The sequence below is a fragment of the Sphingomonas swuensis genome, from assembly GCF_039538045.1.
Classification (GTDB): Bacteria; Pseudomonadota; Alphaproteobacteria; order Sphingomonadales; family Sphingomonadaceae; genus Sphingomicrobium; species Sphingomicrobium swuense.
The window spans coordinates 531,298-543,655 of the sequence record NZ_BAABBQ010000001.1 but is presented as its reverse complement, the minus strand read 5'-3'; the positions used below and the strand labels follow the sequence as shown (position 1 = coordinate 543,655).

11 protein-coding genes are annotated in these 12,358 nt (G+C 68.6%); 7 read left to right on the top strand and 4 right to left on the bottom strand.

The window, feature by feature from the left end; all coding sequences use genetic code 11:
• The first annotated feature begins 19 nt into the window (after positions 1 to 19).
• From hflK to ABD727_RS02745, 5 genes are all read left to right on the top strand, one after another.
• A complete protein-coding gene (hflK, locus tag ABD727_RS02765; RefSeq protein WP_344705860.1) occupies positions 20 to 1,147 on the top strand; it encodes an FtsH protease activity modulator HflK in 1,128 nt (375 codons plus the stop codon).
• Positions 1,144 to 1,998, top strand: coding sequence for a protease modulator HflC (hflC, locus tag ABD727_RS02760; protein WP_344705859.1), 855 nt, complete (start codon positions 1,144 to 1,146; stop codon positions 1,996 to 1,998). The genes hflK and hflC overlap by 4 nt, the downstream gene beginning before the upstream one ends.
• 76 nt (positions 1,999 to 2,074) lie before the next feature.
• On the top strand, positions 2,075 to 3,646 hold the full coding sequence (locus tag ABD727_RS02755; RefSeq protein WP_344705858.1) for a Do family serine endopeptidase: 1,572 nt from the start codon (positions 2,075 to 2,077) through the stop codon (positions 3,644 to 3,646).
• Between the two features lie 61 nt (positions 3,647 to 3,707).
• Positions 3,708 to 5,306: a helicase HerA-like domain-containing protein gene (locus ABD727_RS02750; protein ID WP_344705857.1), complete on the top strand. Its 1,599-nt coding sequence runs from the start codon at positions 3,708 to 3,710 to the stop codon at positions 5,304 to 5,306.
• Between the two features lie 8 nt (positions 5,307 to 5,314).
• Positions 5,315 to 6,472: an N-acetyltransferase gene (locus tag ABD727_RS02745; protein WP_344705856.1), complete on the top strand. Its 1,158-nt coding sequence runs from the start codon at positions 5,315 to 5,317 to the stop codon at positions 6,470 to 6,472.
• On the opposite strand, the gene ABD727_RS02740 is transcribed toward ABD727_RS02745, so the two are convergent.
• From ABD727_RS02740 to ABD727_RS02725, 4 genes are all read right to left on the bottom strand, one after another.
• Entirely contained in the window at positions 6,469 to 6,738 is a 270-nt protein-coding gene (locus tag ABD727_RS02740; protein ID WP_344705855.1) for a PilZ domain-containing protein, read from the bottom strand. The two genes, ABD727_RS02745 and ABD727_RS02740, sit on opposite strands and share 4 nt — an antisense overlap.
• 68 nt (positions 6,739 to 6,806) lie before the next feature.
• Positions 6,807 to 7,592 carry an exodeoxyribonuclease III gene (gene xth / locus ABD727_RS02735; protein WP_344705854.1) on the bottom strand — a complete coding sequence of 262 codons (786 nt, stop codon included), beginning with the start codon at positions 7,590 to 7,592 and terminating at the stop codon, positions 6,807 to 6,809.
• 47 nt (positions 7,593 to 7,639) lie between these two features.
• Positions 7,640 to 7,960: a HesB/IscA family protein gene (locus ABD727_RS02730; protein WP_425566748.1), complete on the bottom strand. Its 321-nt coding sequence runs from the start codon at positions 7,958 to 7,960 to the stop codon at positions 7,640 to 7,642.
• Positions 7,961 to 8,004: 44 nt separating this feature from the next.
• Positions 8,005 to 9,075 (bottom strand): M23 family metallopeptidase, encoded by a 1,071-nt coding sequence (locus ABD727_RS02725; protein WP_344705853.1) that lies wholly within the window; start codon positions 9,073 to 9,075, stop codon positions 8,005 to 8,007.
• 380 nt (positions 9,076 to 9,455) lie between these two features.
• Between ABD727_RS02725 and ABD727_RS02720 the strand changes: the two genes are divergently transcribed.
• Together ABD727_RS02720 and serA are read left to right on the top strand one after the other, a co-directional pair.
• Entirely contained in the window at positions 9,456 to 10,580 is a 1,125-nt protein-coding gene (locus ABD727_RS02720; RefSeq protein WP_344705852.1) for a phosphoserine transaminase, read from the top strand.
• A gap of 87 nt (positions 10,581 to 10,667) precedes the next feature.
• Entirely contained in the window at positions 10,668 to 12,251 is a 1,584-nt protein-coding gene (serA, locus tag ABD727_RS02715) for a phosphoglycerate dehydrogenase (protein ID WP_344705851.1), read from the top strand.
• The last annotated feature ends 107 nt before the right edge of the window (positions 12,252 to 12,358 follow it).

Here is a 12,358-nt window from a genome sequence, read left to right as displayed (position 1 = left end):
GGCATCTATATCTGCCTCCATGAGCATTTTCCCGGGGTGGGCGGCGCGCGGGCGCGGTCTTTTTGCGGACAACAAGGGACCGTGGGGTCCGTCGAGCGGCGGCACTCCGTCGGAGCCTCAAGGCAGCGGGGCCGAGTCGCCTCGTCCGTCGAGCCCGTGGGGCAATCCCGGTCCGTCGACCGGAAGCGGTCCCGGCAGCGTCACCAGCCTCGACGACTTTCTTGCCCGTGGCCGGGCCCGCTTCGGCGGCGGCGGAGGTGGCGGCCGTGGTCCGGCGCTCAACCGCTCGCTCATCCTGTGGGGCATCGCCGCCTTCCTCCTCCTCTGGCTGCTGCTCAGCACCTTCCACCGCATCGCGCCCGAAGAGCGCGGCGTGGTCACCCAGTTCGGCCGCTACAGCCGCACCCTCGGCCCCGGCATCGGCATCACCCTCCCCTCTCCGCTCGAGCGGGTGCAGAAAGTCGACGTCGAGAACATCCGCAACGTCGACCTCGGCTCCACCGCCGAGGAGACGGTGATGCTGACCGGCGACCAGAACATCATCGACATCGCTTATTCGGTCCGCTGGAACGTGCGCGATCCCGAGCTCTTCCTGTTCGAGCTTCAGAACACCGAGCAGACCATCCAGCAGGTCGCCGAGAGCACCATGCGGGCGGCCTTGAGCGGCGTGACGCTCAATCAGGCGATCGGCGAAGGCCGCGGCGACATCGAGAACCGCGTTCAGGAGAACATGCAGCGCGTGCTCGACGCCTACCGCTCCGGCGTTCGCATCCAGGGCGTCGCGATCAAGCAGGCCGACCCGCCTGCCGCGGTCAACGACGCCTTCAAGGCGGTCAGCGCGGCCCAGCAGGCGGCGCAGAGCGACATCAACCAGGCCCGCGCCTATGCGCTCCAGCTCGCCCAGCTCAGCCAGGGCGAGGCGACTGCCTTCGACAAGGTCTACGAGCAGTATCGGCTCGCCCCCGAGGTGACTCGCCGCCGCATGTATTACGAGACCATGGAGCGCGTTCTGCAGAACGTCGACAAGACCATCGTCGAGGCCCCGGGCGTGACGCCCTACCTCCCGCTCAATCAGACCCGTCCGCCGACCGCCGTCCTCCAGGATCCGACGGCCTCGGGAACGACCGCGCAGGGAGCCGGCCGATGATCGACGCCATCCTCCGCCGCCCGTTGTTCAGCGGGATCATCGCCCTGCTCGTGCTGGTCACCATCCTGTCGAGCGTCAAGATCGTCCCCGAAACCAGCCAGGCGATCATCGTCCGCTTCGGCAAGCCCGAGCGTATCCTCAACCGCTACCAGGCCAATGCCCCGATCGGCGGGCCCGGTGCCGGAATCGCGGTCAAGGTGCCGTTCGTCGACGACATCGTGTGGATCGACAAGCGCGTCCGCGACGTCGACATGGAGCGCCAGATGGTGCTTTCGACCGACCAGCTCCGGCTCGAGGTCGACGCCTTCGCCCGCTACCGGGTGGTCGACCCGCTGCGCATGTACATCCGCGCCCGCTCGGAAGAGCGCGTCGGCGAGGCGCTTCGTCCGATCCTCGGTTCGGAGCTCCGCAACGAGCTCGGCAAGCGGCCGTTTGCCGACCTGCTGAGCCCCGAGCGGCAGGGCGCGATGGAGAATATCCGCCGCGGCCTCGACCGGATCGCCCGCCAATATGGCGTCCAGATCATCGACGTCCGGATCAAGCGCGCCGACCTCCCGAGCGGAACGCCGCTGGAGAGCGCCTACGAGCGGATGCGGACTGCCCGCGAACAGGAGGCCCGCTCGATCCGCGCCGAGGGCAGCAAGCAGGCCCAGATCATCCGCGCCGAAGCCGACGCGTCGGCCGCCCGGACCTATGCCAACAGCTTCGGCAAGGACCCGGCCTTCTACGATTTCTACCGTGCCATGCAGGCCTACGACCGGACTTTCACCAGCAAGTCGAAGCCGACCAATGTCATCCTTTCCCCGCAGAACGAGTTCCTGCGTGAATTTACGAGCGGGGGCGGACGCTAAAGCGGTTCAATGAGCGTTCAGGCGCTTGACCTAGCACCAGAAGCCGGGGCCTTACGAGACAAGGAAGTTCATCCGAATGACGTCACCGAAGGAGTTTTCCAAAGTGCGCTATGCCTATGGTGTCGCGGCGGCCTTGCTGATCGGCGGAAGCGCCTTCTCGCTCGCCACCGGTCCGGTCGGTGCGCAGGTTGCCCAGAATGCGCCGGCCGTGATGGCCCCGCAGGGCGCGCCCATGTCGTTCGCCGACCTCGCCGCACGGTTGCAGCCGGCGGTCGTGAACATTTCCACCCGCCAGCGGGTGCCGGTGTCGCGCCAGCAGAATGATCCGCTGGCCGAGTTCCTCCGCCGCTTCGGCCAGCCCGCCCCCGGCGGCGGTGGCGGCGGCACGGGCGAAGCCCCTTCGCGCACCCGCGAGACCGGGTCGCTCGGCTCGGGCTTCTTCATCTCGGCCGACGGCTATGTCGTCACCAACAACCACCTGATCCAGGGCGCCGGCGGGACCGGCACGGTCGACAGCGTCACCGTCATCCTGACCGATCGTCGCGAGCTTCCGGCCCGCATCATCGGCCGCGACCAGGCTTCCGACCTCGCCCTGCTCAAGGTCGAGGGCGCCAACTTCCCCTACGTCAACTGGGGTGACAGCCAGCGCGCCCGGGTCGGCGACTGGGTGCTTGCGATCGGCAACCCCTACGGCCTTGGCGGAACGGTCACCTCGGGGATCATCTCGGCGCTCCATCGCGGGATCACCGGCGCCGGCGCCTACGATCGCTACATCCAGACCGATGCCAGCATCAACATGGGCAACAGCGGCGGCCCGATGTTCGATCTCAACGGCAACGTCATCGGGGTCAATTCGGCGCTGATCAGCCCGACCGGCGCGAGCGTCGGGATCGGTCTCGCCATCCCCGCCGAGCTCGCCCGCCCGGTGATCGACAGCCTTCGCCGCGGCCAGCGTCCGCAGCGCGGCTATCTCGGCATCGGCCTGCTTCCGCTCGACGAGAGCAGCGCCGCCGCCCTCGGCATCGCCAAGGATCGCGGCGAACTCGTCCGCTCGGTCGTCCCCGGCCAGCCGGCGCAGCGTGCCGGGCTCCAGCAGGGCGACGTCATCCTCCGCGTCGGTGGCCGTCCGGTCACCCCCGACGAGACCGCCTCCTACCTCATCGCCAACGTCACGCCCGGCCAGCGCGTGCCGATCGAGATCATCCGCGACGGTCGCCGCCAGACGGTCACCGCCACGGTGGCGCAGCGTCCGACCGAAGAGGAACTGGCGCGGATCGGCGGGGCGACCACCCCCGAGGGCACGCCGTTTGATCCCAACGATCGCAACCAGCCGGCGGTCCCCGCCGGACAGGCGCTCGGGCTCTCGCTCCAGCCGCTGACCGCCGAGATCGCGCAGGCGGTCAACGTCCCCGCGGGCACCCGCGGCATGGTCGTGACCAACGTCGATCCGAACAGCGACGCGGCCGAAAAGGGCATCCAGCGCGGCGACGTGATCATCTCGATCAACCGCCAGGCCGTGAACAGCCAGGCGCAGGTGACCGCTGCGGTCGACGCCGCGCGCCGGGCCAACCGCACCGCGGTCCTGCTGCTCGTCCGCCGGGCCCAGCTCCCCGAGCTGTTCATCGGCATCGACCTGCCCCCGCGCTAGGCTCTCGCCTTGAGCACCGTCCCTCGCTAGGCTTCCGCCGCAGCGAGGGACGGGAGTGGGCATGGCAGGAATCTTCATCGGCGCACGCAGCGGCGGCACGGCCCCGCAGCAACTCGAACTTAGGCGCGCCAATCGGCACGGGCTGATCGCCGGCGCGACCGGCACCGGCAAGACCGTCACGCTTCAGGGACTGGTCGAAGGCTTCTCCGCCGCCGGCGTCCCGACCTTCGTCGCCGACGTCAAGGGCGACCTCGCCGGGCTCGCCATGGCCGGCTCGCCGACTTCCAAGACCCATGAGATCTTCGCAGGCCGCGCCGCCGAGCTCGGCATCGCCGACTGGCAGTATCGCGACAATCCGACGGTCTTCTGGGACCTGTTCGGTCAGGCGGGTCACCCGATCCGGACCACCGTCAGCGAGATGGGGCCGCTGCTCCTCGCCCGGCTGATGAACCTGAACGACGTCCAGGAAGGCGTCCTCACCATCGCCTTCCACGTCGCCGACAAGGAGGGCCTGCTGCTGCTCGACCTCGGCGACCTTCAGGCGATGCTCGTCGCCTGCGGGGAGCGGGCCGAGGAGCTGACCCTCGAATATGGCAATGTGGCCAAGCCCACCATCGGCGCCATCCAGCGCAGCCTGCTCCAGCTCCGCAGCCAGGGCGGCGACAACTTCTTCGGCGAGCCCGCGCTCGATCTCGAGGACTTCCTCAAGCTCGACGACAGCGGCCGCGGCATGGTCAACATCCTCGCCGCCGACAAGCTGATGGCGTCGCCGCGGCTTTACGCGACCTTCCTCCTCTGGCTGCTCAGCGAGCTGTTCGAGCTGCTCCCCGAGGTCGGCGACCAGGACAAGCCCAAGCTCTGCTTCTTCTTCGACGAGGCCCACCTCCTGTTCGACGACGCCCCGCCGGCCTTGCTAGAGAAGGTCGAGCAGGTCGTCCGCCTGATCCGCTCCAAGGGCGTCGGCGTCTACTTCATCACCCAGAACCCGATCGACATTCCCGACAGCGTCGCCGGCCAGCTCGGCAACCGGGTCCAGCACGCGCTTCGCGCCTTCACCCCGCGCGACCAGGCCGCCGTGAAGAGCGCCGCCGACACCTTCCGCCCCAATCCCGAGGTCGACGTCGCCAGCGCGATCACCGAGTTGAAGGTGGGCGAGGCACTGGTCTCGCTCCTGCTCCCCGACGGCAGCCCGTCGCCGGTCGAGCGCGTCCTCATCCGCCCGCCTGCCTCGCGCGTCGGTCCGCTGAGCCCCGAGGAACGCCAGATCCTCATCTCGACCGATGCGATCGGCACCAAATACGATCAGGCGGTCGATCGCGACAGCGCCGAGGAGATCCTCCGGGCCAAGGCCGCCGAAGCCGTTGCCGCCGCCGATGCCTCGCGCGCCGAGAAGGAGGAAGCCAAGGCGGCCGCGCTCCGTGCCAAGGAAGATGCCCGGCTGGCCAAGGAACAGGCCCGAGCCGACCTCGCCGCCGAGCGCGAAGCCGACCGCCGGGCGAAGGAGGCCGAGCGCGAGGCCGCGCGCCAGGCCCGCGAGGCGGCACGCCCGACCATGTTCGACAAGGCGGTCCAGTCCGCCGCCCGCTCCGCCGCTTCGTCGGTCGGTCGCCAGCTCGGCAACCGTCTGCTCCGGGGAATTCTCGGCGGCCTTCTCAAATAAGGCGTTCCATGTCCGATCTCGTCATCAGCCCGGTCACCTCGACCGCCGACCGCAAGCGCTTCGTCCACTTCGTCTGGGACGTCTATCGCGACGATCCGGCATGGGTCCCGCCCTTGAAGTCCGAGGCGCTCGGCCTGTTCACCCCCGGCGAGAACCCGTGGTTCGAGCATGGCGAGGCGGCGCTGTGGCTGGCGACCCGTGGCGGCAGGCCCGTCGGCCGCATTTCCGCGCAGGTCGACCAGCTCGTCCTCGAGCATATGGGCGCGGGGACCGGCCAGTGGGGCTCGCTCGAGCTGCTCGACAGCGAGAAGGAAGCCGGCCCGATCCTCATCGCCACCGCCGAGGAGTGGCTTCGCGAGCGCGGCATGACCCGTGCGCTCGGCCCCTTCACCCTCGGCGTGTGGGACGAGCCCGGCGTGCTGATCGAGGGTTTCGACCAGCCCCCGACCGCGATGATGGGTCACCATCGCCCGACCTACGCCCCGATCATTGAGGCGGCCGGCTATGCCAAGGTCAAGGACCTCCACACCTACGAGCTCGACATCCGGATCCCCCTCCGGCCGCTGGTCCAGAAGCTGGTCGATGCGGGCAAGAAGTCCAAGCGGATGCGCATGCGCGAGGTCGACAAGAGCCAGTTCGACCGCGAGGCGCACATCATCCTCTCGCTCCTCAACGATGCCTGGTCGGACAATTGGGGCTTCATCCCGCTGACCGAATCCGAGATCGCCTACGCCGGCAAGAAGCTGAAGACGATCATCTACGAGGACCTCGTCACCATCTGCGAGGTGGTGAACGACGCGGGCGAGTGGGAGCCCGCCGCTTTCATGATCACCCTCCCCGACATCAACGAGCTGACCGGCGACCTCAACGGCCGGCTGTTTCCGTTCGGCTGGGCCAAGCTCCTCTGGCGCCTGCGCAAGCCGCGCGTGTCGCGTGTCCGGGTCCCGCTGATGGGTGTCGCCAAGCGCTTCCAGGGCAGCCGCCTCGCAAGCCAGCTCGCCTTCGTGATGATCGAGCATTGCCGCGAGCGGTCGGTCGCCGGCTATGGCGCCACCCATGGCGAGATCGGCTGGGTGCTCGAGGACAATCAGGGAATGGTGTCGATCGCCGACCTTGCCGGCACCACCCGCAACAAGGTCTACCGGATCTACGAGAAGGCGCTCTAGCCCGCGTCCGGCGAAGGCTTCTCGCGGTCGAACAGCACCCCGCCCTCGCCGTTGAAGGCCCAGCGCACCTGGCCCTCGATCGGCCCCGCGTCGGGCAGGATCAGCGTCACCCGCTCGCCGATCAGGAACACGCCGGCGACCCCGCACCCTTCGTCCGAAAGGTTGGTGACGATCGCGCTGCTGACCCGGCCATCGGCGTGCACGACCTCGGCAACGAGTTCGACAGGCTGGCGGGGATTGCGCTCTGACCAGTAGCAACTGTCCATGGCGACCATAAGGTGACCGTTCAGCAGCGTTCGGTCAACGCCAACTTATCGTCGTTACTTGATTCGGGTTAGGACGCCTCGGGCTGGAGGGTGATCCAGGTCGGCGCATGGTCGCTCGCCTTCTCCTGTCCGCGTGCCCAGCGATCGACTCCCGCCGCCTCGAGCCGGTCGGTCACCAGCGGCGACAGCAGGAGGTGGTCGATCCGGAATCCCGCATCGCGCTGCCAGCAGCCCGCCGTATAGTCCCAGAAGGTGAACAGCTTGTCCTCGGCCGGGTGGAGCGAGCGAAGCGCATCGGTCCAGCCCTGGTGCATGATCCGCCGCCACGCCGCCCTTGTCTCGGGCTGGGTCAGCGAATCGTTCGCCATCGCGGCGACGGAGAAGGTGTCGCGGTCGTCGGGAATGACGTTGAAGTCGCCCGCCAGGATGACCGGCTTCTCCTCCGCCAGAAGCTCCGCCGCGTGCGCCCGGAGCCGCTCCATCCAGCGCAGCTTGTAGTCGAACTTCTCGGTCCCGATCGGATTGCCGTTGGGCAGGTAGATGGAGGCGATGACCACTCCGTCCACCTCGGCCTCGATGTAGCGGCTGTGGCTGTCGTCCGGGTCGCCCGGAAGCCCGACCCGGCGCAGGTCGGGCGAGCGCCCGCGAACCAGGATCGCGACCCCGTTGAAGCCCTTCTGCCCGTGCCACACCGCGCGATAGCCGGCACCCTCGATGTCGAGCACCGGAAGCGCCTCGTCGGCGCACTTCAGCTCCTGCAGGCAGGCGACGTCGGGCTGCTCCTTCTCGAGCCACTCGAGCAGTCGCGGCAGCCGCGCGCGGATTCCGTTGATGTTGAAGGTCGCGATCTTCATCGGGCGGGCTTAGCGGGCCGCTCGGCCCTCGTCATCCCGCCGGATCGTCAGATCCCGAAGCTCGACCCGCAGCCGCAGCCGCTCGCGGCATTGGGGTTCTTCACCTTGAATGCCGAGCCGCCGAGATCCTCGACATAGTCGACCTCGCTTCCCTCGAGCAGGTCGAGGCTGACCGGATCGACCACCAGCCGAACGCCTCCGGTCTCGGCGATCGTGTCGCCTTCTTCCGGATCGCCGAGCGCGAACTTGTAGGTGAAGCCCGAGCAGCCGCCACCCTCGACGGCAAGGCGGAGCACGGGCGGCTTGGCCTGGCGGGCGGCGATCGCGGCGACGCGCGCGGCGGCCGATGGGGTCAGTTGCAGGGTCACGAAGCCGATGTAGGGCGGCGAGGCACCAGCCTCAAGCCGGGGTCTTAGCGCTCGGCGCGCTTGCCCGGGCCGCCGAGGGCGACCTGGTCCATCGCACCGTTGCGGTCGCGGATGGCGAGGATGAAGTCAGTCGAGCGCATGAAGGGGATCGGGTTGACGGCGCGGCCGTCGATTCGGACCTCATAGTGGAGGTGGCTTCCGGTCGAACGACCGGTCGAGCCCATGCGGCCGATCAGCTGGCCGCGCTTGACGCGCTCGCCGGCACGGACCGAAATCCCGCTGAGGTGGCCGTAGCGGGTCTCGATGCCGCGGCCATGGTCGAGCTTGATGAGGTTGCCGTAGCCGCCCGCGTTCCAGCCGCCCTCGGTGACGACGCCGTCGGCGGTCGCATAGATGGGGGTGCCGATCGGGCCGGCGAGGTCGATCCCGGCGTGCATCGCGGCGCCGCCCTTGAACGGGTCCGAACGGACTCCGAAGCTCGAGGTGAAGGCGGCCATCTTGACCGGCTTGTCCGACGGGACGGCGATCACGCCGTCCTGCAGGCTGTCGAGCTTCTTCCAGCTGTTGAACAGCGCCTTGAAGGTCGGGTCAGCCTTGCTGACCGGCTCGAACGGACCACCGACGCCGAGGCGCTGCGGGTTGAGGCCGAGCTTCTTCAGCTCGCGAGCGGCGCTCTTGTAACGGGCGTCCATCTGCGCGGCGGCGGCGCTTTCCTCGGCGGCGAGCTTGTCGGCGGCCCGCTCGAGCGGGGCGGCGACCGCCGCCGGAAGCGGCTCGACCGCGCCGGTCTTGGCGAGCAGGGCGGGATCGACCTCGCCGCCGGCGAGCATCGTCGCGAGCATCATCTGACGCTGCTCGATCGCACGGGCACGCTGCTCGGCGGCGAGCGCCAGCTGCTCGAGCTTGTCGGCATCGCTGACCACCACGGTCGCGGCCTTCTCGCCCGACACGAAATGCGCGGCGGCGAAGGCCGACCAGGCGATCATCACGGCGGCGAGAAGGAAGAAGGCGACCTGCACGGGAGCGGAAAGGCGGATCCGGCGAAGCTTGGTGCCGTCATGCACGAACAGGTCGCGGCTGCGAAGCAGTCCGGACGAGGCGATTGCATGAGCCATTCGTGTAACGCTCCTCACGTCATTCAGAGTTGAACCGGCCCAGTGCCGCGGGCGTGCCGCCGACCGTGCTGGTTCGCAAAATGTCAGAGGCTCCCCAGCCCCCGCCCGAAAGAAGCGATTTGCCCCTCGCCGTTTCGGACAGGCAGGAAAAGACCCGCTAGGGTTAATGAATACAACCTCTTCGTTCCCGCGTCGGGACGAGTCGCGGCGACCAAGCGGTGAACGGAGGCAAAATCGGCAATTCGCCGCAACTTTTTCGGTCCCGCCGCCGACTTATCCACAGAATCGCAGTGCCGCTTGCATGCGCCCGGATAGGCGCTACAGCGGCTGCGGGCCACGCCGTCCCAACGCGGCGCGTGCTCTCTGAAAGGAGAGTTTATATGACTGACATGTTGAAGCCGGACGTCCGTCCGGAACGCCCCTATTTCTCGTCCGGGCCTTGCGCCAAGCCGCCGGGCTGGGCCGCCGACAAGCTCGCGACCGACAGCCTCGGCCGGTCGCATCGCAGCAAGATCGGCAAGGCGCGGCTCAAGCGCTGCATCGACCTGATGCGCGGGCATCTCAAGCTTCCCGACAGCCACCGCATCGGAATCGTCCCCGGCTCCGACACCGGCGCCTACGAAATGGCGATGTGGACCATGCTCGGGCAGCGTCCGGTCACCGCCGTCGCCTGGGAAAGCTTCGGCGAGGGCTGGGTCACCGACGCGGTCAAGCAGCTGAAGCTCGATCCGACCATCCTCCGCGCCGACTATGGCCAGCTTCCCGACCTCGGCCAGGTCGACTGGTCGACCGACGTCCTCTTCACCTGGAACGGCACCACCAGCGGCGTCCGGGTCCCCGACGGTGAGTGGATCGCCGCCGACCGCGAAGGCCTCAGCTTCGCCGACGCGACCAGCGCGGTGTTCGCCTACGACCTTCCGTGGGACCGGATCGATGTCGCCACCTTCTCCTGGCAGAAGGTGCTCGGCGGCGAGGGCGCGCACGGCGTCCTCATCCTCGGACCCCGCGCGGTCGAGCGGCTCGAAAGCTATACGCCCGCCTGGCCGCTGCCCAAGCTCTTCCGCCTGACCAGCAAGGGCAAGCTGATCGAGGGCATCTTCTCGGGCGAGACGATCAACACGCCCTCGATGCTCGCGGTCGAGGATGCGATCGCCGCCCTCGAGTGGGTCGAGAGCATCGGCGGCCATGACGGTGCGATCGCCCGGACCAACGCCAATGCCGCGGCGCTGGACCGCATCGTCGAGTCCCGCCCGTGGCTCGGCCATCTCGCCGCCGATCCCGCCAGCCGGTCGCGCACCAGCGTCTGCCTGACGGTCGAGGGCGCCGACGAAGCCCGCATCAAGGCCATGGCCGCGCTGTTCGAGGCCGAGGGCACCGCCTATGACGTCGCCGGCTACCGCGACGCCCCGCCGGGCCTCCGGATCTGGTGCGGCGCGACGGTCGAGACGACCGACATCGAGGCCCTCGGGCCCTGGCTCGACTGGGCCTACGACCAGACCGCGTGACTGTTCTCCTGCGAACGCAGGAGCCCAGTGCCTTCTTTCTTCAAATGAACTGGCCCCCGCCTTCGCCGGGGATCGACGAGGTAAGACATGACCCAGCCCAAAGTCCTCATCTCCGACAAGATGGACCCCCGCGCCGCCGCCATCTTCCGCGAGCGCGGGATCCACGTCGACGAGATCACCGGCAAGACCCCCGACGAGCTCGCCGCGATCATCGGCGACTATGACGGCCTCGCCATCCGCTCCTCGACCAAGGCGACGCCCAAGCTGCTCGAGCATGCGACCCGGCTCAAGGTCATCGGCCGCGCTGGCATCGGGGTCGACAATGTCGACATTCCCGCCGCGACCCAGCGCGGCATCGTCGTCATGAACACGCCGTTCGGCAACTCGATCACCACCGCCGAGCACGCCATCGCATTGATGTTCGCGCTCGCCCGCCAGTTGCCCGAGGCCGACGCCTCGACCCAGGCCGGCAAGTGGGAGAAGAACCGCTTCATGGGGGTCGAGCTGACCGCCAAGACGCTCGGCCTGATCGGTGCCGGCAACATCGGCTCGATCGTCGCCAGCCGCGCGCTCGGCCTCAGGATGAAGGTCATCGCCTTCGACCCCTTCCTCTCGCCCGAGCGCGCGATGGAGCTGGGGATCGAGAAGGTCGAGCTCGATGCACTGCTTGCCCGCGCCGACTTCATCACCCTCCACACCCCGCTGACCGACCAGACCCGCGGGATCCTCAGCCGCGAGGCGCTCGCCAAGACCAAGAAGGGCGTGCGGATCATCAACTGCGCGCGCGGCGGGCTGATCGACGAGGCCGCCTTGAAGGACGCGCTCGACAGCGGCCAGGTCGCCGGCGCCGCCTTGGACGTGTTCGAGACCGAGCCCGCCACCGCCTCGCCGCTGTTCGGCACGCCCGGCTTCATCTCGACCCCGCACCTCGGCGCCTCGACGACCGAGGCGCAGGTCAACGTCGCGATCCAGGTCGCCGAGCAGATGAGCGACTTCCTGCTGCTGGGCGGGGTCACCAACGCCATCAACATGCCCTCGCTCTCGGCCGAGGAAGCGCCCCGCCTCAAGCCCTACATGGCCCTTGCCGAGAAGCTCGGCCGCCTGCTCGGACAGGTGCTTGGCGACCAGGTCCGGGCCGTCTCGATCGAGGTCGAGGGCGCGGCCGCGCAATTGAACCAGAAGCCGATCACCGGCGCCGTCCTGGCCGGCCTCATGGGCACCTATTCGCAGACGGTGAACATGGTGAATGCGCCCGTGCTGGCGAAGGAACGCGGACTCGACGTGCGCGAGGTCCGGCATGAGCGCGAGGGCGACTATCACACCCTCGTCCGGGTCACCGCCACCACGCCCGAGGGCAAGCGAAGCGCCGCCGGCACTCTGTTCGGCAACTCGGCCCCCCGCCTCGTCGACATCTTCGGAGTCGCGGTCGAGGCCGAACTCGACGGGCCGATGCTCTACATCGTCAACAATGACGCGCCGGGCTTCATCGGCAAGCTCGGGACGACGCTGGGCGAAGCCGGCATCAACATCGCCACCTTCAATCTCGGCCGCCGCAAGGCCGGAGGCGAGGCGGTCGCGCTGGTCGCCATCGACGATCCCGTCACGCCCCACCTCGTCCAGCAGCTGTGCGCGATCGAAGGCGTCCGCGAGGTCGTTCCCTTGAGCTTCTGAGCATCGCGACACTGATGGCCATTGTGGCAGCGTCACCCTGGGCCGCGCCCGGGGTCCACCTGCCCTCTCGCCAATGTCCGCTTACGACCCATTGCAGACATTTGCCG